The sequence below is a fragment of the Glutamicibacter sp. BS14 genome, from assembly GCF_056934375.1.
In genome coordinates this window covers 1,860,122-1,880,573 of the sequence record NZ_CM167801.1, presented here as the reverse complement: position 1 = coordinate 1,880,573, position 20,452 = coordinate 1,860,122, and the positions used below count along the sequence as shown (strand labels likewise).

Annotated in this window: 23 protein-coding genes and 1 riboswitch; of the genes, 6 read left to right on the top strand and 17 right to left on the bottom strand. The window is 60.2% G+C overall.

All coding sequences use genetic code 11. The features are described from left to right. The first annotated feature begins 135 nt into the window (after window positions 1-135). Together AC1Z36_RS08970 and AC1Z36_RS08965 are read left to right on the top strand one after the other, a co-directional pair. Window positions 136-813 (top strand): amino acid ABC transporter permease, encoded by a 678-nt coding sequence (locus tag AC1Z36_RS08970; RefSeq protein WP_105657532.1) that lies wholly within the window; start codon window positions 136-138, stop codon window positions 811-813. Next, window positions 810-1,721 (top strand): amino acid ABC transporter permease, encoded by a 912-nt coding sequence (locus AC1Z36_RS08965; protein WP_105661517.1) that lies wholly within the window; start codon window positions 810-812, stop codon window positions 1,719-1,721. The genes AC1Z36_RS08970 and AC1Z36_RS08965 overlap by 4 nt, the downstream gene beginning before the upstream one ends. An 87-nt stretch (window positions 1,722-1,808) precedes the next feature. On the opposite strand, the gene dapE is transcribed toward AC1Z36_RS08965, so the two are convergent. Next, window positions 1,809-2,885, bottom strand: coding sequence for a succinyl-diaminopimelate desuccinylase (gene dapE / locus AC1Z36_RS08960; RefSeq protein ID WP_105661518.1), 1,077 nt, complete (start codon window positions 2,883-2,885; stop codon window positions 1,809-1,811). A gap of 82 nt (window positions 2,886-2,967) precedes the next feature. Here dapE and dapD point away from each other — a divergent pair, with 82 nt between their 5' ends. Continuing rightward, window positions 2,968-3,921 carry a 2,3,4,5-tetrahydropyridine-2,6-dicarboxylate N-succinyltransferase gene (gene dapD / locus AC1Z36_RS08955; RefSeq protein ID WP_105657535.1) on the top strand — a complete coding sequence of 318 codons (954 nt, stop codon included), beginning with the start codon at window positions 2,968-2,970 and terminating at the stop codon, window positions 3,919-3,921. Window positions 3,922-3,983: 62 nt separating this feature from the next. Here dapD and AC1Z36_RS08950 read toward each other — a convergent pair whose 3' ends face one another. The 4 genes from AC1Z36_RS08950 to fdxA form a co-directional block, all read right to left on the bottom strand. After that, window positions 3,984-4,532, bottom strand: coding sequence for a hypothetical protein (locus AC1Z36_RS08950; RefSeq protein ID WP_483561951.1), 549 nt, complete (start codon window positions 4,530-4,532; stop codon window positions 3,984-3,986). A 202-nt stretch (window positions 4,533-4,734) separates the two neighbouring features. Continuing rightward, window positions 4,735-6,021, bottom strand: a complete 1,287-nt coding sequence (locus AC1Z36_RS08945; protein ID WP_105657537.1) for a citrate synthase — start codon at window positions 6,019-6,021, stop codon at window positions 4,735-4,737. Between the two features lie 98 nt (window positions 6,022-6,119). Next, window positions 6,120-7,235: a succinyldiaminopimelate transaminase gene (dapC, locus tag AC1Z36_RS08940; RefSeq protein WP_105661519.1), complete on the bottom strand. Its 1,116-nt coding sequence runs from the start codon at window positions 7,233-7,235 to the stop codon at window positions 6,120-6,122. Between the two features lie 12 nt (window positions 7,236-7,247). Then, entirely contained in the window at window positions 7,248-7,571 is a 324-nt protein-coding gene (fdxA, locus tag AC1Z36_RS08935) for a ferredoxin (protein WP_013349521.1), read from the bottom strand. A 215-nt stretch (window positions 7,572-7,786) separates the two neighbouring features. Between fdxA and AC1Z36_RS08930 the strand changes: the two genes are divergently transcribed. Beyond that, window positions 7,787-8,029 (top strand): putative acetyltransferase, encoded by a 243-nt coding sequence (locus tag AC1Z36_RS08930; RefSeq protein ID WP_105661520.1) that lies wholly within the window; start codon window positions 7,787-7,789, stop codon window positions 8,027-8,029. A gap of 125 nt (window positions 8,030-8,154) precedes the next feature. After that, window positions 8,155-8,664 carry a helix-turn-helix domain-containing protein gene (locus tag AC1Z36_RS08925; protein WP_105657540.1) on the top strand — a complete coding sequence of 170 codons (510 nt, stop codon included), beginning with the start codon at window positions 8,155-8,157 and terminating at the stop codon, window positions 8,662-8,664. A gap of 63 nt (window positions 8,665-8,727) precedes the next feature. Here AC1Z36_RS08925 and AC1Z36_RS08920 read toward each other — a convergent pair whose 3' ends face one another. From AC1Z36_RS08920 to thiO, 7 genes are all read right to left on the bottom strand, one after another. Then, window positions 8,728-9,165: a hypothetical protein gene (locus AC1Z36_RS08920; RefSeq protein WP_105657541.1), complete on the bottom strand. Its 438-nt coding sequence runs from the start codon at window positions 9,163-9,165 to the stop codon at window positions 8,728-8,730. Continuing rightward, complete coding sequence (typA, locus tag AC1Z36_RS08915; RefSeq protein ID WP_105657542.1) at window positions 9,146-11,053, bottom strand: translational GTPase TypA; 1,908 nt, start codon at window positions 11,051-11,053, stop codon at window positions 9,146-9,148. The genes AC1Z36_RS08920 and typA overlap by 20 nt, the downstream gene beginning before the upstream one ends. Before the next feature lie 147 nt (window positions 11,054-11,200). Beyond that, complete coding sequence (locus AC1Z36_RS08910) at window positions 11,201-11,743, bottom strand: GNAT family N-acetyltransferase (RefSeq protein WP_181148843.1); 543 nt, start codon at window positions 11,741-11,743, stop codon at window positions 11,201-11,203. A 67-nt stretch (window positions 11,744-11,810) separates the two neighbouring features. Then, entirely contained in the window at window positions 11,811-12,956 is a 1,146-nt protein-coding gene (gene moeB / locus AC1Z36_RS08905) for a molybdopterin-synthase adenylyltransferase MoeB (RefSeq protein WP_105661521.1), read from the bottom strand. After that, window positions 12,953-13,774, bottom strand: a complete 822-nt coding sequence (locus tag AC1Z36_RS08900) for a thiazole synthase (protein WP_105661522.1) — start codon at window positions 13,772-13,774, stop codon at window positions 12,953-12,955. Before AC1Z36_RS08900 ends, moeB begins: the two co-directional genes overlap by 4 nt. Before the next feature lie 2 nt (window positions 13,775-13,776). Continuing rightward, entirely contained in the window at window positions 13,777-14,022 is a 246-nt protein-coding gene (gene thiS / locus AC1Z36_RS08895; RefSeq protein ID WP_105657546.1) for a sulfur carrier protein ThiS, read from the bottom strand. Window positions 14,023-14,048: 26 nt separating this feature from the next. After that, a complete protein-coding gene (gene thiO / locus AC1Z36_RS08890) occupies window positions 14,049-15,146 on the bottom strand; it encodes a glycine oxidase ThiO (protein WP_105661579.1) in 1,098 nt (365 codons plus the stop codon). Continuing rightward, a riboswitch (TPP riboswitch) is annotated at window positions 15,144-15,248 on the bottom strand. (Overlaps the previous gene by 3 nt.) A gap of 79 nt (window positions 15,249-15,327) precedes the next feature. Here thiO and AC1Z36_RS08885 point away from each other — a divergent pair. Next, window positions 15,328-16,287, top strand: coding sequence for a GNAT family N-acetyltransferase (locus tag AC1Z36_RS08885; RefSeq protein WP_181149014.1), 960 nt, complete (start codon window positions 15,328-15,330; stop codon window positions 16,285-16,287). Window positions 16,288-16,370: 83 nt separating this feature from the next. On the opposite strand, the gene AC1Z36_RS08880 is transcribed toward AC1Z36_RS08885, so the two are convergent. The 5 genes from AC1Z36_RS08880 to AC1Z36_RS08860 all read right to left on the bottom strand — a co-directional run bounded on the left by AC1Z36_RS08880 (window position 16,371) and on the right by AC1Z36_RS08860 (window position 20,408). Further along, window positions 16,371-17,591 carry a mechanosensitive ion channel gene (locus tag AC1Z36_RS08880; protein ID WP_483561947.1) on the bottom strand — a complete coding sequence of 407 codons (1,221 nt, stop codon included), beginning with the start codon at window positions 17,589-17,591 and terminating at the stop codon, window positions 16,371-16,373. Between the two features lie 293 nt (window positions 17,592-17,884). After that, on the bottom strand, window positions 17,885-18,316 hold the full coding sequence (locus AC1Z36_RS08875; protein ID WP_105661525.1) for an OsmC family protein: 432 nt from the start codon (window positions 18,314-18,316) through the stop codon (window positions 17,885-17,887). Window positions 18,317-18,347: 31 nt separating this feature from the next. Then, window positions 18,348-18,782, bottom strand: coding sequence for a GNAT family N-acetyltransferase (locus AC1Z36_RS08870; RefSeq protein WP_181149015.1), 435 nt, complete (start codon window positions 18,780-18,782; stop codon window positions 18,348-18,350). A 121-nt stretch (window positions 18,783-18,903) separates the two neighbouring features. Beyond that, the gene (locus AC1Z36_RS08865) at window positions 18,904-19,698 is read right to left on the bottom strand and encodes an alpha/beta fold hydrolase (RefSeq protein WP_181149016.1); all 795 of its coding nucleotides are present in this window, start codon (window positions 19,696-19,698) and stop codon (window positions 18,904-18,906) included. Further along, window positions 19,689-20,408, bottom strand: coding sequence for a lysoplasmalogenase (locus AC1Z36_RS08860; protein WP_219844348.1), 720 nt, complete (start codon window positions 20,406-20,408; stop codon window positions 19,689-19,691). Before AC1Z36_RS08860 ends, AC1Z36_RS08865 begins: the two co-directional genes overlap by 10 nt. Window positions 20,409-20,452 lie beyond the last annotated feature (44 nt).

Below are 20,452 nucleotides of genomic sequence, written 5' to 3'. Positions count from 1 at the left end.
ATCTGATGCGATGGGGGCCAAACGCAGCGTGTTTGGCCCCCATCTGCAATCTGCGTTTCCCAGGTACCAGCTAATGCAGGTACCGGACCCATAGCCGCTTGGCCGGTTTTCCGGCCATCGAGACAGAGGCTTGCAGTGGAGAATTACTTATCCATATTCACTGAGTACGACATTCCCGGAGCTTTCTGGGTCAATATCCAACTAACTTTCTGGGCTGCCATTGGCGCCCTCGTGCTGGGCACCATCTTGGCCTTGCTGCGCATCTCCCCCGTGGGGAGCTTCCAGGCCCTGGGCACCAGCTACGTTAACCTGATTCGCAATACCCCGCTGACCATCATCATCCTGTTCTGCGTGCTGGCCCTCTACGGCCAGCTCGGATTCGTGCTCAGCAGCGATTTCCAGGGAAACTTCTTCCGCCTCGCCGTCCTTGGCCTTGCGGTTTACCACGCGGCGTTCGTGTGCGAAGCGATCCGCTCGGGCGTGAACACGGTTCCCCTGGGACAGGCAGAAGCTGCTCGTGCCATCGGCCTGAGCTTCTTGCCCGCAGCGCGCTTGGTGATTCTGCCGCAGGCCTTCCGCGGCGCGATTGTCCCCTTGGGCAACACCTTGATCGCCTTGATCAAGAACTCCACCGTCGCAGCGGTCGGTTCGGTTGCCACGGAATCCTCCTCGGTCATGAAGACCATGATTGAGTTCCGCGCAGATATCGTGATCCCGATCTTCTTGACCTTCGCAGTGGGCTTCGTGATCATCGTCATTCCGGTGGGCCTGTTGACTACTTGGGCTTCTAAGAAACTGGCGGTGGCACGATGAGCGCGTCGATTCTTTTTGATACTCCCGGGCCAAAGGCCCGCCGCCGCATCTTGGCGGTAAACATAGTCGGCGCCTTGATTGCCTTGGGCATCGTGGCGTGGATCGTCCTCGGCCTGGCCGCCAAGGACCAGATGCAGCCTTCGCAATGGGATGACTTCATCGAAGGCAGCACCTGGAAGAACTACCTGCTTCCGGGCTTGTGGAACACCACCAAGGCAGCAGTCCTGGGCATCATCGGCTCGGTGATCTTCGGCCTGATCTTCGGTGTCGGCCGCTTGGCGCAGAATAAGCTGATCAACGGAATCTCCACCGTGATTGTCGAATTCTTCCGCGCGGTACCAGTGCTGCTGATGATCGTGTTCTTCAACGTCTTCTTCTCCCGTTCCCTGCAGCTGTCAGGTGATACGGCGATGTGGGCCGTGGTCGCGGCGCTGATCTTCTACAACGGCTCGGTCGTTGCGGAGCTGGTCCGTTCCGGCGTTCACAATCTGCCCAAGGGACAGCGCGAGGCAGGCATAGCGATCGGCCTGACCCGTGGCATGTCGCTGCGCCACATCGAGATTCCGCAGGCGCTGGTCGCCATGCTGCCGGCGTTGATCGGCCAGTTCGTTGTGATCTTGAAGGACTCGGCTTTGGGCTACATCATCAGCTTCAACGAGTTGCTGTTCTTCGCCCGCACCTACTCCTCGCCTAACGGCAACGTCCTGCAGGCGCTGATTGTGGCGGCAGCCATCTTCATCATCATCAACTTCACCTTGAGCAAGATTGCCGTGATTGTCTCGCGCCGGCTGAGCAGCCGGGTGAAGAAGGAGAAGAATGCCCCGGCCGGCCCGGCCGCAGCCATAGTCGGCGCCCCAGCCGGCCTCGACGTGCCAGCGCCACAGGATCCTTCCGATCCCAAGGCCTAGCAGCTGAAACAAAAAAATCTCCGTACCGCATGATTCGCGCGGTACGGAGATTTTTTGTCTCTTCAAAGGCTGATCATCCCAGCCTCGCTAGCCCAACCAAGTACGCAGGGTCTGCAGGCAATCGCGGATGGCCTGCTGCGGCACATGCTCATCATCGCTGTGCGCCAGCAGCGCATCGCCCGGGCCGAAGTTCACGGCAGAGATGCCCAGGGCGGAGAAGCGGGAAACATCGGTCCATCCGTACTTCGGCTTCGGTTCCTGGCCCAGTACCTTGATCAGGTCTGCGGCGATCTCCTGGTCCAAACCGGGTTTGGCGCCATCAGCGCCATCGGTGCGTTCAATGTCGAAGCCGTCGAAAAGCTCAAGGACCACGGCTTCAGCTTGGGCCAGTGTCTTGTCCGGAGCGAAGCGGTAGTTCACTTCCACCTCGCAGTAATCGGGAATCACGTTGCCGGCAATGCCGCCGGCAACACGGACCGCGTTCATGCCTTCACGGTAGTCCAAGCCCTCAACGGTGATGGTCCGGGGCTGGTAGGCAGCCAAGCGCTGCAGGATCTCCCCCGCATCGTGGATCGCGTTATGCCCCATCCATGCACGTCCCGAGTGGGCTGCCTTGCCGCGGGTGCGGATGACGAAGCGGCTGGTTCCGTTGCAGCCGCCTTCGACGGTGCCGTCGGTCGGTTCCAGCAGGATCGCGAAGTCGGCCTCCAAGAGTTCCGGGCTGTTCTTGGCCAGGCGGCCCAGACCGGATTTGGCTGCTTCTACTTCCTCGTGGTCGTAGAAGACGTAGGTGATATCGTATTTGGCCTCGGTCAGTTCTGCAGCCAGCGCAAGCTGCACGGCGACCCCGCCTTTCATGTCCGTGGCACCACGGCCATAGAGCACCCCGTCGATGACTTCTGCGGGCACGGTGCCCTTGGCGCCCTCGGTGCGCGGCAAAGGCACGGTATCGAGGTGCCCGGCCAGCACGACGCGGCGTTCGCGGCCGAAGTTGGTGCGCGCTACGATGGCGTCCTGGTCCCGGTGCACATCAAGGTGCGCCTGCTTCCGCAGCGCCTGGTGCACCTTGTCGGCCAGCTCTTGCTCGTTGCCGGAAACGGATTCAATGTTCATGATCTGCTCGGTAAGCAGGGCAACGTCTTGCTGCAGGTCCAATTCGTTCACGGCTGGCTACGTCCTGAGTCTCTAGCTTCACTTTTTTGTCATTTATCAACGTTACCCCGGGCAACAAAGATACGATCAGTGTATGACTTCAGAATCTGTGACATCCAGCGAATCATCTGTCCGTTTAGCCTCAGCCCATGGCCTGGCAACGGTCGCATCCGATGGAACGATCCTTGATGTTTGGTACCCGGCTCCAGTCTTGGGCGAACTCGCCAAGGCTGAAGGGCTCTCCGGTGAACTCGCTGCCGCCGCGCAGGACGATGCAGCCCGCGGCACCACCCAGAAGGTCGTTTCACTGACCATTAATCTTGATGTAGCACCAGCTGACACCGCCGATGTGTGGCTGCGCCTGCACCTGCTCTCGCACCGTCTGGTCCAGCCGAACAGCATCAACCTCGACGGCATCTTCGGCCACCTCGCCAATGTCGTGTGGACCAACTTCGGGCCTTGCCAGGTAGAGGGCTTCGAGGTGACGCGCTTGAAGCTGCGCGCCCGTGGAGCGGTCACCGTGTACGGCGTGGACAAGTTCCCGCGCATGGTCGACTACGTGGTCCCAGCCGGCGTACGCATTGCCGACGCTGGCCGCGTGCGCCTCGGCGCACACCTGGCCGAAGGCACCACCGTCATGCATGAAGGATTCGTCAATTTCAACGCCGGCACCTTGGGCACTTCGATGGTGGAAGGCCGCGTGTCCGCTTCGGTCGTTGTCGGCGATGGTTCGGATGTCGGTGGCGGCGCCTCGATCATGGGCACCCTCTCCGGTGGCGGCAAGGAGCGCATTGTCATTGGCGAACGCGTACTGCTGGGCGCCAACGCCGGTGTAGGCATTTCCATCGGTGACGACTCGGTAGTGGAAGCTGGCCTGTACGTGACTGCCGGCACCCGAGTGGTTCTGGGCGAGAAGCAGGTCAAGGCGCTGGAGCTTTCCGGCGTGCCGAACCTGCTCTTCCGCCGCAATTCGATCACCGGCGCCGTTGAGGCATTGCCGCGCGCCGGCCAGACCGTAGAGCTGAACAGCGCACTGCACGCCAACTAGTTCTTGCCCTGCAATCCAACTGGCAGATCACGGAAGTGATCTGCCAGTTTTTTATTGCTCGGCTATCCGCCGGGGAAGATGATGGCCACCATCGGCTGGATGAAGCCGTGGAAGGCCTTGGAGTCGCGTAGCAGCGACGTACTGGCAACGATGGTAGCCGTGCCGGTCAGCCATGCCCTGGGCTCGTCCAGGGGCACGTCAATGAGCTGGATTTCCTGGCGGGTGGATTGCATGCCGTGCTCCACCCCGTGGTCGATGAGGATTCTTTCCAGCTCATCCATGCGGTGCGGCACGTACTTGCCACTGTTTTCTGCAAAGTCCTGGGCATGCTGCTGGGCAAAAACCGTGGCCTGGCCGTAGTGCGCGCGGGCCAGCCGGGCCAGGGCCGGGTAGCCGTCGTCTTGAAGCCGTTCAATCAGTGCATCGCTGGCCGCCGGCTCCTTGGCCGGCGCTATTGCGGTCAGCGAATCCCACCAGGAGCTCCATTCCTGCTTGAGCTGTCCATGCGAGTCGTCGATCTTGTTGCGGTTCTTGATATTGGAAGCCAGCCGGCTATTGGGTCCGGCCTCCGCGGGGTGGACGCCTGACAGTTCGCGCAGGTACAACGCCATCAGCATATTCTGATTGGTATTTATGGCTAGCGACCAATTATTTCCACGACGTTGGTACATGCATACCACCTGACTCTTCGGCACACTTGTCGTTCCCTCTGCCTCATAGGATACTCCCGAAGTACCGCTTAAAACAGGGAAGGACCTGTCGCCCCACTTGTGTGGGAAGACAGGTCCTGCCGCCGGGATCCGGAAACTCGCCCTAGGCCTGGTAGCCGGGATAGTCGCGAGCGGTTTCACCCATGTACAGCTGGCGTGGGCGGCCGATCTTCAGCTCTGGGTCCTTGATCATTTCGCGCCACTGTGCGATCCAGCCTGGCAGACGGCCGATGGCGAACAGCACGGTGAACATCTTTTCCGGGAAGCCCATGGCGGTGTAGATCAAGCCGGTGTAGAAGTCCACGTTCGGGTAGAGCTTGCGCGAGATGAAGTACTCATCATTCAGCGCAGTTTCTTCCAGCTTCATCGCGATCTCAAGCAGCTCGTTCTTGCCCTGCTTTGCCAGCAGGTCGTGAGCGGTCTTCTTGATGATCTTGGCGCGTGGATCGTAGTTCTTGTACACACGGTGGCCGAAGCCCATCAGGCGTACGCCGTCTTCCTTGTTCTTGACCTTCTGCATGAAGTCTTCTGGGGAGATGCCGGAGGACTGGATCTCGCGCAGCATCTTCAGCACGGCTTCGTTGGCGCCGCCATGGGCTGGGCCGGACAGTGCATGGATACCTGCAGAAACCGAAGCGAACATGTTGGCTTCGGAGGAACCGACCAGGCGCACGGTGGAGGTGGAGCAGTTCTGCTCGTGGTCAGCGTGCAGGATCAGCAGCAAGTCGAGGGCCTTGACCACATCCGGATCCGCAAGGTAAGGCTCGGCAGCGGTGCCGAAGCACAGGCGCAGGAAGTTCTCGACCATGTTCATCGAGTTGTCCGGGTACAGCAATGCCTGGCCGATGGACTTCTTGTGCGCGTACGCAGCCAATACCGGCAGCTTTGCCAGCAGGCGCAGGGTCGAACGCTCAACCTGTGCGTCATCCTTCGGATCCAGCGAATCCTGGTACCAGGTCGACAGGGCCGAAACAGCCGAGGACAATACCGGCATCGGGTGCGCGTCGCGCGGGAAGCCGCCGAAGAAGCCCTTGAGCTCTTCGTGCAGCAGGGTATGGCGGCGCAGCGAATTGTCGAACTCGGCCAGCTGATCAGCAGTCGGCAGTTCGCCGTAGATCAGCAGGTAGGTTACCTCGATGAAGCTGGACTTCTCGGCCAGCTGCTCGATTGGGTAACCGCGGTAGCGCAGGATGCCCGCGTCGCCGTCGATGTAGGTAATCGCGGACTTGGTAGCCGCGGTGTTCATGAAGCCGGGATCGTAGGTCACGTTCCCGGTAGTCTTCAAAAGTGGGGCTACGCCAAATCCGTCATTGCCCTCTGCTGCCTGAATTACTGGCAGCTCGAGGTTGGATTCTCCAAAGTGTAGCTGTGCAGATGTGGTATCTGTCATTGCATCTCCTAACCGGAAAGCGTGTAGTTCCGAAAGGTCAGTCGTCACCGTAGAACATACCGCGATTTGACCCATTCAAGCTAATTAGGGTGTCATCTTCACCGGTTGGCGGAAGAATTCAACCGTTCAACGGCAGCCGCGATCCGCTCATCGGAGGCGGTCAAGGCCACGCGTACATGGCGTTCCCCCGCGGTGCCGTAGAAGACGCCAGGACCGGCAACGATGCCCAGTTCCGCCAGCGCCCCGATGGTTTCGAAGCTTGGCCGCCCAGCGGTGCACCACAGGTACAGTCCTGCCACCGAATCATCGATGGCCAAGCCGAAGTTCTCCAGCGCTGGCCGCAGCATGGCCCGGCGTGCCCGGTACAGCTCGCGCTGCGCCGCAACATGCTCGTCGTCATTCAATGCCACCACCATGGCGTGCTGGATTGGACCGGGCACGATCATGCCCGCATGCTTTCGACTGTTGACCAGAGTTGGCATCAGGTTCGGGGCGCCGGCAACGAAAGCGGCGCGGTATCCGGCGAGGTTCGACTGCTTGGACAGCGAGTACAGGGCGAACAGGTCATCGAGGTTTCCTCCGTTGACCGCCGGGTCCAGGATGCTTGGCACCTGGCCCTCGTATTCATCCCATCCCAGTTCGGCGTAGCACTCATCGGAGGCCACTACGGCACCCATCTCACGCGCCTGGGCCACGATGCTTGCCAGCTCGGCGGTAGCACGGACCTTGCCGGTCGGGTTGCCTGGCGAGTTGACCCAGATGAGCTTCACGCGTTCACGCTGCTCAGCAGTCAAATCCGAAAGGTCGTCGGTGGCGATGGGGGTCGCGCCAACCAGCTGGGCGCCGATGTCATAGGTGGGGTAGGCGATCTCTGGACGTACCACGATGTCGCCGGCACCCAGGCCCAGGAACAGCGGCAGCCATGCCACCATTTCCTTGGAACCGACCGTTGGCATGACATCATCGGTGCTCAAACCGGTGACATTGCGGCGACGGGCGAACCAGTCGACGATGGCCTCGCGAACTTCAATGGTGCCGTGCGTGGTCGGGTATCCGTGCGAGTTCGCCGCCTCGGCCAGCGCCTGCTGGATCAGTTGCGGCGTGCCATCGATCGGCGTGCCGATCGACAGGTCCACGACTCCCCCCGGATGCGTGGATGCTTGCTCGCGGTATGGGGCAAGCTGGTTCCAGGGGTAATCGGGGAGCTCAAGCATAAAAGTGAAAACCTAGCCTTGGTTCTGTGGTGGCAAGGCGCTGATCAGTGGGTGGTCAGTGCCGGTGTTACCAATTTTAGCGGCGCCGCCCGGGGATCCAAGTTCATCGAAAAAGTCGACGTTTGCCTTGTAATAGTCGGCCCATTCATCCGGCACGTCATCTTCGTAGTAGATGGCTTCAACGGGGCAGACAGGTTCGCAGGCGCCGCAGTCAACGCATTCATCCGGGTGAATGTAGAGCGAGCGCTCACCTTCATAGATACAATCTACCGGGCACTCTTCGACGCACGCCTTGTCTTTAACGTCGACGCACGGCTGAGCGATGATGTAAGTCACGAGGGCCGAGACCTTTCCTTGCACTGGGTGGTTTCAACAGGAGCTAGTGGTCTTCCTCAGATGCTCTTTGAATCCTTTACCAGCTCAAACTACAGTCTAGTCCTGATACCCATGCATCGGACCGCCCATTGGCTCGCTGTGACGTAATCGACCATTCACATTTCAGCTTCCCGGGGTCCAGATGAATTCTTCTTACGAAAAGATGACGTTTCCAAATGCTTAATTTCAGTGATGTGACGCCCGGTGAACGGCTTGTTGTCCGCTACCGCTTGGCCGACGGCCGGGCCGGTGAGCATTTTTCCGATGCACTGGGCGAGTTGCAGGAAGTGACGGAGGAATCGGTGAGCATCCAAACCCGGGCTGAACTGGTATGCATCCCCCGCGCGGCGATCACTCACGCCAAGCGGGTACCGCCGGCTCCGGCGCGCCGCAGGCCCCGTGCCCCTCGCGCCGAGTAGCAGCCTGCAAGCCGCGCAATTTTCCTGCTTCCATGGGTTGCTGCCGCGGGCACACCCATACCGCTTGGGACGACATGTGATTTGAAACTGCCAATCACTCAGCGCTTTTCGCGTATGCTGTTTCCATGCCCTCCGATAAACTTGTCCAATCGCGAGCACGAGCCCTCAGCTCCCCGCTGAGGCTTCGCATCTTGCGCTTGTGCCTGCATGAGTCACGAACGAACAAGGAAATTGCGGACATTCTCGATTTGAATCCCGCCACCTCCTTGCATCACGTGCGAACCCTGGTCAGCAACGGTTACCTCGCGGCAGAAGAATCGCGCCGAGGCAACCGTGGCGCCAAAGAAGTGCCCTACCGCAGCACCAAGCAGTCCTGGGGCACGCGCATTCCCGACGCGGCCCCCATGCTGGTGGACACCTTCCTGCAGGAAATCGAGGGACTTGATCCCCAGGAGATACAGGTAATCCGCTTGGGCCTGAAGCTCAATGAAGAAAGCCAGAAGGATCTCATGAGCCGGCTGCGCGCTGTGATCGAGGACTACGCGATGCGAGATCCGGATCCAGATGGCGTTGCCACCTCGTTGTTCTTGGCCCACCACCTGGATATCACCGGCAATGCGCGCAAAGACCAGTAGCCTGCTTTTCGCCTAATTAAACACAGAAGGAGCTCTTCCCGTTGGGAAGAGCTCCTTCTGTTTTCAGTTCTGGCGTTGTTGCTTGCGCAGCACTCGCAAGGAGCACAGCAGGGCAATCACCGATGGAATAACCATTCCATACATCCACAAGGCCGAGGCCAGCGTTGGCCCGGGCAGGTACTTGTAGTACTCCATGCCCAAGATCAGCTGGTCATCGCCCACATAGGAAATCAGGCCAACGGTCACATAGCAACCGATGAACCCCAGCGCACCGGCCCACAGCTTCGATGAAGAAACCGCAGCCCAGTACACCAGAACCCCGAGCAGGAGCCAGGCCAGACCCACACCCCAAACCAGCGGGATGTCGTTTCCGACATAGCTGATGGAGGCGTGGATTGCGGTCCCGAATAATCCTGCTGCCACGGCGGCAACAACACCGCGCCAGAGCGCGGAGAAGTTGCTGCCGAGGGATTTGCGCTTATTAGGAGCGAGCGCGTGCACGGGTAGCCTTGGCACGGTCGTTGGCGTTCAGCAGAACCTTGCGGATGCGGATGGCTTCCGGGGTAACCTCAACGCACTCGTCTTCGCGAGCGAATTCGAGCGACTCTTCCAAGGTCAAGTTACGTGGTGGGGTCAGGTTCTCGAACGAGTCCGAGGAAGCAGCACGCATGTTGGTGAGCTTCTTTTCCTTGGTGATGTTCACGTCCATGTCGTCGGCGCGGGAGTTCTCGCCGACGATCATGCCCTCGTAAACCTCTTCGGTTGGCTTCACGAAGAAGTTCATGCGCTCCTGCAGGTTGATCATCGCGAATGGAGTCACAACGCCTGAACGGTCGGCAACGATCGAACCGTTGATGCGGTATTCGATTGGGCCTGCCCATGGCTCGTAGCCTTCAGCCAGCGAAGCAGCAATGCCGGCGCCGCGGGTTTCGGTCATGAAGCGGGTACGGAAGCCGATCAGGCCACGTGCTGGAACCATGAATTCCATGCGAACCCAGCCGGTGCCGTGGTTAGCCATGTCGGTCATGCGGCCCTTGCGCGATGCCATCAGCTGGGTGATAGCACCCAGGTACTCTTCAGGTACGTCGATGGTCATGCGTTCCATTGGCTCGTGAACCTTGCCGTCAACCATCTTGGTAACAACCTGTGGCTTGCCAACGGTCAGCTCGAAGCCTTCACGGCGCATCTGCTCAACGAGGATGGCCAGTGCCAATTCGCCACGGCCCTGGACTTCCCAAGCATCTGGACGCTCGGTAGGCAGGATGTTCAGCGAAACGTTGCCGATCAGTTCCTTGTCCAGGCGATCCTTGACCTGTCGTGCGGTGACCTTGGCGCCCTTGACCTTGCCAGCCAGTGGCGAGGTGTTGATACCGATGGTCATCGAGATCGCAGGTGGATCAACGGTGATCAGTGGCAGCGGCTTAGGGTTCTCAAGGTCGGTGAGGGTCTCGCCGATCATGATGTCTTCGATACCGGCAACTGCAACGATCTCGCCTGGACCAGCTTCGTCAGCTGGAACGCGGGTCAGGCCCTGGGTGGCCAGCAGTTCGGTGATCTTGACCTGCTTCATGGTGCCATCCTGGCGGGCCCAGTTAACCTGCTGGCCCTTGCGCAAGGTGCCGTTGATCATGCGCAGCAGCGCCAGGCGGCCAAGGAATGGCGAAGCGTCAAGGTTGGTGACGTGGGCCTGCAGGACTTCACCTTCGGTGTAGGTCGGTGCAGGAACGTGCTTGATGATGGTCTCGAACAGTGGCTCAAGATCTTCGTTGTCCGGCAGGGTGCCATCGCCAGGCTGGTTCATCGAAGCGTAGCCGGCCTTGCCCGAGGCGAAGACGACAGGAACGTTCAAGATTGCGTCCAGATCCAGATCCGGAGCTTCGTCAGCCAAGTCCGAAGCCAAGCCCAGCAGCAGGTCCATGGAGTCGGAGATGACGCCATCGATGCGGGAGTCGGGACGGTCGGTCTTGTTGACCACGATGATCACTGGCAGGTTGGCGCTCAATGCCTTGCGCAGCACGAAGCGGGTCTGCGGGAGCGGGCCCTCGGATGCGTCAACGAGCAGAACCACGCCGTCAACCATGGACAGGCCGCGTTCCACCTCGCCACCGAAGTCGGCGTGGCCTGGGGTGTCAATGACGTTGATGGTCATCTTCTTGCCCTCGGCTGCTGGGCCGTTGTAGAACACGGTGGTGTTCTTAGCAAGAATGGTGATGCCCTTCTCGCGTTCCAGCTCACCTGAGTCCATCACGCGATCTTCGGTTTCACCATGGCTGTCGAATGCGCCAGTCTGCTGGAGCATGGCGTTGACGAGGGTGGTCTTGCCGTGGTCAACGTGCGCAACGATGGCTACATTGCGAAGTTCATCGCGAGTAATGGTGTTTGCTGACATGCGTGAAGGCTCACTTCCGCTCGAAAATTTGGGTCTGTGGAGTCGGGGCCAAAGTCGACCCAACAATCCAGTTTACGCGCTCGAGACTCATAGTCTGTTGATCTGTGTCAGAACATACAGGAATTTCATGTATCTGTCGCAAAGAATTCAGCGGATTAACCGCGTTGGCATCCAAAAACGCAGCTTGCTAGGCCCAAAGTTGACTTCAATTTCCGGGAGTTCAGCGTCTAGCAAGCCGCCGCATTTTTCTATGGTGGATTTTGAACCGATGTTATCGGAATCACAGGTAACCAGCGCATGTTCAATTCCTGATTCGCGAAGTTCCTGCAACCCGAATTTGCACAGTTCCTGTGCCACACCACGGCGACGATACTCGGGAACTACACCATAGCCGATATGTCCGCCGACCTGAAAAAGGCTCTCGTTGATTTCATATCTGACGGAAACCCGGCCCACCAGGTCCCCCTCGTCAAAGGCGGCGAACAGCGCCGAGCGAACCCAGCCTTCTGGAATGTGCTCGCCTCGGCGCCCTGCCTTCATCCGGTAGATATAGTCCTCCCAGTCCTCGGCTGCAGACCAAGTCGGCAAGAACTCGAAGTCTTCGCGAAGCATCAAGTGGTGGGCGTCGATTGCCTGCTGTTCGTCCTGGCTTTCCAATTCACGGATCTCCAGCGTCTTTCCCAACGTCATAGCGCCAGTATGCCAGAGCGCCTCCACTTCCCACCGGTGAATTGCGCGCCAAAGATGCGCCTGAGCCCTAGTAGGCCACCTGCTGGCCCCGCACTTGCCTGGCCCATTCCACGGTTCCGCCGCTGAGGCTGTAGACGGCAATGCCTGCATCCCGACCGGACATGGTGATCCGCGCTGCCTGCTGCGAACGGGCACCGGTTTTGCACACGAATACGACCGCCGAAGCGCTGTGCGCGAGCTTTCCCAGTCCCCGTTCTTTGAGCTGCGCGAGCGGAAGGTGCTGGCTGTGCGGGATCGCTATGATGTCGCGTTCCCAGGATTCGCGCACATCCACCAGCAATACCGGTTCTTCCGTTTCCAGCTCCGCTAGCTGCTGAACCGTGAGCTCCGGGACATGCCCTTCGGCAGCGCAGGAAACCGGCTGGTACTCCCCCAGCCCGGTCACCGGCTCACGTTGCGGATCCCTGGCGAATTCGAGGGTCCGCACAGTGGCTTCCAGCGCATCATAGAGCCAGAGCTTGCCGCTCAGGGTGGTCCCGATTCCGGTAATGAGCTTCAGGGCTTCGGCGCACATCACCGAACCGATAACGCCGCACAGTGCGCCGAAGACTCCTCCTTCGGCGCAGCTGGGCACGGAGTCCGCGTCGGGGATTTCCGGAAAAAGATCACGCAGCATCGGGCCGGTGCGCGGATCGAAGACGGACACCTGCCCGGAGAACTGGAAGAGGGTTCCCCACACCAGCGGGGTGCCGGTGATTTCCGCGGCATCATTGGACAGGTACCGCGTGGCAAAGTTGTCGCTGCCGTCGATGACCAAGTCATATTCACTGAAAAGTGCCACGGCGTTGGATTCATCCAGCTTTTCATCCACGGTGATGATCTGGACGTTCCGGTTCTGCTCGTGGGCCATCCGCCGCACCGAATCCACTTTCAAGCGCCCTGCATCCTGTTGCCGGTGCATGGTTTGTCGTTGCAGATTGGACAGCTCGACGGTGTCATCGTCGATGACCCCGAGGGTGCCGATTCCCGCAGCGACCAGGTAGCTGGCAATGGGACTGCCCAGGCCCCCGGCTCCGATAACCAGCACCTTGGCGTTGGCGATGCGGCGTTGCCCTTCTTCTCCCACCCCGGGCAGGGACAAGTGCCGGGAGTAGCGCGCCAGCTCTTCCGGTTCCAGCTCCGCGCCGGGTGCGACCAGGGCTTCCCGGCTCACGAGAAGTCACCGACCAGGGTTTGCATCATGCCTTCGGCCGGCGATGAGGCCAGTGCGGTATCGCGGCGCGGGATCCGGCCAGCGAGCCGCGCGGCGCGCCCGGCACGCACAGCATCCTTCATGGCCCTGGCCATGAGCGGCGCGTTGTGCGCCCGGGTCACCGCACTGGCCAGCAGCACCGCGTCGCAGCCGAGCTCCATGGCCAGGGCCGCATCCGAGGCGGTGCCCACCCCGGCGTCAAGGATCACCGGTACCTGCGCGCGGGAGGCGATGGTGGAAATATTGTGCGGATTCAGGATCCCCAGGCCCGAGCCGATCGGCGCTCCGGCCGGCATGATTGCCGCAACCCCGGCGTCTTGCAGGCGTTGGGCAAGTGCCGGATCATCATTGGTGTAGGCGAAGACCTGGAACCCGTCGGCCACTAGTTGCTCGGTGGCCGCATGCAGTTCCAGCGGGTCCGGCAGCAGCGTGTGCTCATCGGCAATTACTTCGAGCTTGATCCAATTGGTTTCCAGAGCTTCACGGGCCAGGTGCGCGGTGAGGATCGCATCGCGGGCGGTGAAGCATCCAGCAGTGTTGGGCAGCGCAATCACGTTGTTGCGCTGCAGCAGTTCATACACGTTGCCTGCGCCGGCCGCCGAAAAGTGGCGGATGGCCACGGTGGTCAGTTCCGTTCCGGAGGCCCGCAGGGCGCTTTCCAGGGTGGTCAGCGAACTCGCTCCCCCGGTGCCGAGGATCAAGCGCGAGGACAAGGTGCGTCCGGCGATTTGGAATGGGTCGCTGTGGATGTCCAGCTCGGTGATGTTGCGCGTTTCCATGCCTAGCCTCCCTGGGCCGCGGTAACGAGTTCAATGCTGTGCCCTTCGGCCAGCAGGTAGCTATTCCAGGCGCTGCGTGGAACGACAGCGCCATTGACGGCGGCGGCAACTCCGAGCTTGCTGCCGTCAGCGGCCACCGAGTTGGCGTCCAGTTCCTTGCCGATTTGCGTGCTGATGAATTCGCGAAGGGTGGTTCCTTCGTCCAGGTTCAGTTGCCGTGAATTGAAATTGATGCCGATGCTTGTCATGGTTGCTGCTCCGTTCGGTGAGCGGTCTAGGTTGCGTTGGCAAAGCGGTGGGGATCCACAGCCTGGTGCAAGGGGTGGGATTGGTGGCCGTGGGCGAGATCCGCAGTGAGCGTTGCGCCCAGCGGAGCCAGCAGCACGCCGTGCCGGGAGTACCCGGTGCAGAGCAGCAGCCCTGGATCAAGGCGTCCAAGCAGCGGCCGGTCATCTGGCGTGGCGGGACGTGCCCGGGCCGTTGCCTCGTTCAGCGTGCAGTCGCTGATGCCGGGGACCAGCTTTCTCGCGTTGTCCAGCAGCAGGTGCATCGCGCCAATGTTCACCGCTTGTTGCCGGTCTTCACGGACGCTGGCGCCAAGGACGAGGCTGCCGTCCCTTCTCGGCACCAGATACACCTGTTCCCGGTGCACGATGCCGCGGATGGTGCGGGTGATGAGCGGCGGGCCTGCTGGTCCCTGGATCCGGAGGATGTCCCCGTAGACCGGGCGCAGCGGAAGTTCGTTCAAGCCATCGAGGGTGCCAAGACCGGTGGCCACGATGGTCTGCTCCGCTTCGAGGATTCGGCCCGATGCGGTCCGCACAGCGGTGGTCCGCTTCCCGTCGGTCACCAGTGCCTGCGCCCGTTCCTCGACCAGGTGCGGACGCAGATGCTCCAACAGGATCTTGACGATGGATCGAGGGTCGACCTGGTGGTCATCTTGGCACAGGACCGCGCCGGCAATATTGGCGGCCAAGGCTGGTTCGAGCTTGCGGGCTTGGCTGGGCAGCAGCTTTTGCGCTGACAGGCCGAGGGATATCTGCAGTTCGGCCAGCTCGTGCAGGGCTTCGCGGTCCGCAGGCTCTGCGGCGACAACGAGCGTGGAGTTCTGCAAGTAGTCCGGGCGTTGCCCGGTGGCCGATTCGATGCGCTCGATGAACTGCGGATAGGCGGCATTCGAGGCGGCAAGCAGCTGGTGCAGCGGGCCATTGCCCCAGACCGTTTCAGCTGCCGGGGCCAGCATTCCTGCTGCCGCGTAGCTTGCACCTTGGCCGGGTGCCGGATCGATGAGGGTGACGGTGTGTGCGCGTGATTCCAGCTCGAACGCGACGGCCAGGCCGATTATCCCGGCGCCAACAATGTTGACATGCACAAGGGCACGCTTCCTTCCTACGGCGGCATGACCCGCATCAGGTGTAGCGGTCGGCTCGGTGCCCTCTCAGCCTGGTCGATTCAGGCTCCCGCGGATTACAGCGATTATAAGCATGATGCAGCTCATAAAGTCGAACTTCATTGAACGCAGTTCCGTCATCTTCTGTGATGTACTTGCTGACATGGCATTCCATGACTTCCCTATCGTGCTTCCCCAAGGTTCTGCGCTATCCAGCACCATCATCTCGTTGGAGCAAGAACTCTTGGAATCCAGCCAACGCCATAGCCAGGAGCAATTGCAGCGGCGCTTGCATCCTCGGTTCGCCGAGGTGGGAGCCAGCGGGCGAGTCTATGATCGCGAGGCCATCATTGCCCAGCTGGCCCGGGAGCCGGCACGGGATGCCGGGGCGTTGAAAGTCGAAAGCCCGGTGGCTCTCCAGCTTTCAGACCAGCTGGTGCTGCTGCGCTGGAAGCTGCTCGCCGGTTCCCCCAGCGAACGCAGTTCACTGTGGATCCATGAGCAGGGCCGCTGGCAGCTGCTCTTCCACCAGGGCACGGCCGCCGCTCATCCGCAGCCATCCGCAGGACCGGAGGAAGCCGTGCATGCCGACGGTGAATTCTCGGTGCGCCGGCTGCGCCTTTCGGATGCCGAAGCGGTCTACGAGGCATTTTCCTCGAACCCCGACATGTTGCGCCAAGGCGACGCCGATTCCCCGCAAAAGGCTGAGTCGTATGTGCGCGCACTGCTGGAGGCCGGGGAACGCCAGCAGGCGTTGGCCGTCGCATATCGGGATCGGCTGGTGGGACTGGTGTGCGGTACGGTAGACCCGGCCAATCGGAACGCGTGGATTTGGTATTGGATGAACCAGAATTACCGGGGCCGGTCGCTGGCCACCCGCGCCGTGGCAACCTTAGTGGATTACCTGTTCGACGAGCTGGGACTGTACCGCTTGGAGCTGGGCTTGCGGGCAAATAATCCCGGGTCGAAGCATGTGGCAGAAAGCAACGCCTTCCTGCACGAAGGTGTCGAACGGGGCAAATTCCTGGTTGCCGGAGAACGCATCGATGTGCACACCTACGCACGGTTGCGTACCGATGGCGGCTCTGCGGTCATGCCCTTGCCGTGGGGCACGCAGCAGTAGCTTGGCGGGCATCAAAAAAGTCGCGGAATCCGGTCTTGGATTCCGCGACTTCTTATCTGTCCCTCAGGTTTTGTGATGCGTGGTTAGATGCCTGGGCTCGATGCCGGTGGCGTCGAGTCCGGGCCATTGGTGGTCTGTTGGGCCTCCATCTTTTTCAGCGTGCGGGCCGCAGCATCACGACCGCCGAGGCCAAAGGCCAGAGCCGCTGCCAATGCTGCGCCAATGACGATTGCGCCGAAGGCCATGTTGATGATCGAATCGGCGATACCCATGTACTTCAGGCCCATCGCCACGAACAGCGCAATTGCCGTGTAGCGGATGATCTTCGAAGCAGTAGTGTCACCCAAGAAGCGGCCAATGACGTTGGCGATGACGAAACCTGCGGCGATAATTGCTGCGCCGAAGAGGATCTTGCCGCCCAAGGCCAGGATCTCATTGAGGATATTGGTGATCGCTGGGAAGTTCAGCATCTGGGCCGCCATCACACCGAAGAACAGCACGATAGCAATCTTGACGATGCCAGCGATGATTCCCGAAGCGCTCTTGCCCTCGGGAACTACGCCCCACTGGGCAACAACAGTGTCGGTACCCACGCCGTGGAGGGAGGATTCAAGTAGCTGCCCGACGAACTTGGCAATCAGGATACCCACGGCCAAGAGCACCAAGGCCATGACGACCTGCGGGATTGCGGTGAAGACCAGCTGCAGCATCTGCTGAGCAGGTACCGAAATTGCCGCGATGCCCAGAACCTGTAGGGCTGATATTGCGACGACTAGCAGGATCAAGGCGAAGACGATGTTGGCAATGATGTCAACGATCTTCGCTTGGGATTCGCGAGACTGAACTTCATCTACTGGTTCGTTGCCTGGGGTGACCTTGCGGACCAGTCCGCTAAAATCGACAGTTCCCAAACCGGTCCTCAGCAGCTGGCGAACAATATTCGCGATGACGTAGCCAATGAAGAAGATGAAGCCCGCACCGATGAGGTTGGGGATGAAGGCCATGACGCCGCCGAGCATGCCCTGCACCGGCGATAGCACTTCGGATAGAGCGAAGACTTGCAGGATTGCCACGAGGCCGAAGAGCCAGACAATCAACCCCGCGACCTTGCCCAGGGATTGGCCTATTTGTTCTCCGTCATTGCCCTGCCTTTGCAGGAACTTCACCCTGTTCACCAGTTTGGCGGCAGCCCAACGAACTATGCGTGCAACTAGCCACGTAATGATGAGGATGATTAGCGCGATGCCAACCTTTTGTAGCATCGACGCCCAGTCGATATTGCCTAAAACGTTCTCAGACTGCATTGCTGCTCCTTCAACGTAGGGACAATCCGACCCTACGATGAAGGTTCTCCGCTGACTAGGGCAAAGACCCATGCTCCCAGCTTGAATCATTGGACTTTCACACTCGAATTGCGAAAAGCTGACTATATCCCGATGGATTCAACGAATTCCGAACAATAAGGCCCTACCGACAACCGATCCACGCAATATTAGAAAGTTCGCGGCTGCGTCCAAACCCGTGAATTGCCATGGAAGCTATTGCGGATTCAGCCATTGATCTTTATCAATCCGGCAATTACCGGAAGTCCCGCTACCTAGTTGATGACTTCGCTCCGCACGGAAGCACCCAGTTCAACGGTGCGGGAGACGGTGCAGTATTTGTCATGCGAAAGCTTGACGATGCGCTCCACCATGCTGGCTGCCTTGCGGCCTTCCTCGGTGTCGGGGAACTTCAAATCGAAACCAAGATGAATGTCCTCCATCCGGCTCGCCGAGTTCTCAGAGACCTTGTAGCCGCCCGCTTTGACTTCGAATTTCTCAGGCTCGCTTCTCCTGGTGGTCGCCACATCAACATCAATTGCGGAACACCCTGCGATGGCAGCAAGCAGCAACTCCACCGGGGTTAGCAACCCTTCGCCCTGGCCGAATTCTAGGCTGGCTCCCGATTCGAGGCTGGTGGCCTTGTACTTGCGTGCCTCGACGCGTTCGATGCTGACTTCACGGATCTCACGGCTATTTTCACTCATGAAACTATCGTGCCACGATCCAGGCTGAAGACTACACGTGGCGCAATACGACTCGTTGCGGCGACGATGCAGTTTCCCCGGGCACAGGCACGAATCCGCAGTCGCCAAAGAACGCAATGGCAGGCTGGCGCTGGCAATCGAGATGAACGCTGATCCCGGGAATGCTGGCGATGATTTCATCCAGCAGTATGCGGCCCACACCCTTCTGGCGATCAGTGTGCCTCACCCAGAGCAGTTCGATGCGTGTACTGCTCCATGCCGCAAAGCCAACAATGCGTCGACCATGCTGGGCAATCCTGACTGAGACCGATTGGCTATAGACAGCTTCCAGGGCGACGGCCACCGCATCAATATCAGCAGCCGAGAGGAAGTCTCCCCGGCGTTCCACCGAACTGCGCCAAATGTCGAGCAGGTCAGGCACTTCATCCACGCTCGACAGCTCGCGCAGCAGGAGAGTCTCTTCCATGCCATATTCCTTCATGCTCAAGCGAATCCGTACTTGCTGATTCGAAATGTAGCCGGGTGCCAGCGATTCCTCAAGTTTTCATGGATCGTTGCGGCACACCAGCATGCGGTTTTTCCCCGGCTTAAGCCGGCTCGTTCATGCGGCCCGTGCGGTGGGCCCAGTCCCGCAATTCGGCCGCGGCCTGCTCGGGCTGCTCAAGGTGCACGTTATGCCCTGCAGAATCAAGCACGCGGATCCTCATCGAGGGGTACCGGCGCGATAGCTGCTCGGGATCCCGGTATCCGGTGATGTGGTCTTGTTTCCCGCACAGGATGGTTACCGGAATATCCAGCTGGCGTTTACGCTCCACGGGCAGAGGATCCAGGAAGTAGCGCTTGGATAGCTTGGCCATAGAGCGCAAGTTCGCGCAGTCCAGCCCGGGCAGCACCCACTGCGCGAAGCTCTGCCACGCCTGCTGCGATTGCACCACGGCAATATCGGAGAATTGCTGTGCTTGGCGGGGATCTATCCGGGCCAACAGCCCGGGATCCTCTACGACTACCTGCGCTTCGGGCACAGTGCGCCGCGAGGCATCGGGAAAGACCACTGGGGCCAGGAGGAATAGTCCTTGGGTCTGGCCGGGAAACCTGTCGGCCATCTCCTGGCAGAGCAAGGCGCCAAGAGAGTTGCCCAGCAGTGCGAACGGCCCCTCTCCCGCGGTTTGCCTGATCAGTTCCTCCAACCAGTTTGCAAGTTCTGGCAGTCCCCCGGGGTTCCCTAGCGGTGGACAGGTTCCGAAGCCGGGCAAGTCGACGTAGTGCAAGTCGAAGATCTGCGCGTTGGCCAGCTCTGCTTCCAGCGGCTTGAGGATACGGTGGTCTACCCCGTTGCCATGCACCATGAACAACGGGATCCTGCTCTTTGGCGCTACTCGCATTTCACCGTGCTCTTCTCCTGTGCCTCGCGCTGGCTCGCAGCGTAGCTGATCATCCATTGGCCAGCTACGTAGGTGAGCATAATCCAGAATCCCATTCCGGGGACATCGATATCCGCAAATGAGCGCAGTGCGATCAAGGAATCGGAGAGGAAGAATATTGCGCCGCCGAAGCCTGCGATCGGACCCAGCCCGGTACTGAGGATGGCCATCATCATCAATGCCAAGCCATAGATGATCACCGGGGCGAGCAGCACTCCCGCACCGGGTAAGCAGAGGACCAGCAGCAGGGCAAATGCGGCAAGATAAGGAAGCGGCATCCACCAATGGCGCAGTATCGAAGATTTCCAGTATCTTGCCAGAGCGGCGATGTAGAAGAACTGCGCAACCAGGAATGCGCTAACCATGGCCAGGAATGCAGAATCGCCGTCCATGAACCGGGGCAAGGTGTCACCGACCCAGGAGAAGAAAAGGGCTATGAGCACCAGCCGGATCAGTGTGCCACGCGGCGAGGTGGTGAGGGCGAGAACCGTTCCTGCCAACAGCGGCATCAGCAGGATCTGCGTGGCGTCCGCCAGCAACCCCGAAGGCCAGAACAGTTGTGCCAGCAAATGGGTGGCAGTTGCGAGCAGGAGCGCCAGAGCCGCGATCCCGCGGCGTGACTGCCCCGGGATCACCGCAACGGTGTGCTCATTGCCTAGGTGTGGTTGCACTTTCTTCCTTGGGTAGTGCCGATAATTGCGTTTAGCGGCCTCGG

Excerpts from the sequence above, each read along its gene's own strand:
- AC1Z36_RS08965 (WP_105661517.1), top strand. The coding sequence starts at position 810 with ATGAGCGCGTCGATTCTTTTTGATACTCCCGGGCCAAAGGCCCGCCGC.
- dapD (WP_105657535.1), top strand. The coding sequence starts at position 2,968 with ATGACTTCAGAATCTGTGACATCCAGCGAATCATCTGTCCGTTTAGCC.
- AC1Z36_RS08950 (WP_483561951.1), bottom strand. The coding sequence starts at position 4,532 with ATGGCGTTGTACCTGCGCGAACTGTCAGGCGTCCACCCCGCGGAGGCC.
- AC1Z36_RS08945 (WP_105657537.1), bottom strand. The coding sequence starts at position 6,021 with ATGACAGATACCACATCTGCACAGCTACACTTTGGAGAATCCAACCTC.
- dapC (WP_105661519.1), bottom strand. The coding sequence starts at position 7,235 with ATGCTTGAGCTCCCCGATTACCCCTGGAACCAGCTTGCCCCATACCGC.
- AC1Z36_RS08930 (WP_105661520.1), top strand. The coding sequence starts at position 7,787 with ATGCTTAATTTCAGTGATGTGACGCCCGGTGAACGGCTTGTTGTCCGC.
- AC1Z36_RS08925 (WP_105657540.1), top strand. The coding sequence starts at position 8,155 with ATGCCCTCCGATAAACTTGTCCAATCGCGAGCACGAGCCCTCAGCTCC.
- typA (WP_105657542.1), bottom strand. The coding sequence starts at position 11,053 with ATGTCAGCAAACACCATTACTCGCGATGAACTTCGCAATGTAGCCATC.
- AC1Z36_RS08910 (WP_181148843.1), bottom strand. The coding sequence starts at position 11,743 with ATGACGTTGGGAAAGACGCTGGAGATCCGTGAATTGGAAAGCCAGGAC.
- AC1Z36_RS08900 (WP_105661522.1), bottom strand. The coding sequence starts at position 13,774 with ATGGAAACGCGCAACATCACCGAGCTGGACATCCACAGCGACCCATTC.
- thiS (WP_105657546.1), bottom strand. The coding sequence starts at position 14,022 with ATGACAAGCATCGGCATCAATTTCAATTCACGGCAACTGAACCTGGAC.
- AC1Z36_RS08885 (WP_181149014.1), top strand. The coding sequence starts at position 15,328 with ATGGCATTCCATGACTTCCCTATCGTGCTTCCCCAAGGTTCTGCGCTA.
- AC1Z36_RS08880 (WP_483561947.1), bottom strand. The coding sequence starts at position 17,591 with ATGCAGTCTGAGAACGTTTTAGGCAATATCGACTGGGCGTCGATGCTA.
- AC1Z36_RS08875 (WP_105661525.1), bottom strand. The coding sequence starts at position 18,316 with ATGAGTGAAAATAGCCGTGAGATCCGTGAAGTCAGCATCGAACGCGTC.
- AC1Z36_RS08870 (WP_181149015.1), bottom strand. The coding sequence starts at position 18,782 with ATGGAAGAGACTCTCCTGCTGCGCGAGCTGTCGAGCGTGGATGAAGTG.
- AC1Z36_RS08865 (WP_181149016.1), bottom strand. The coding sequence starts at position 19,698 with ATGCGAGTAGCGCCAAAGAGCAGGATCCCGTTGTTCATGGTGCATGGC.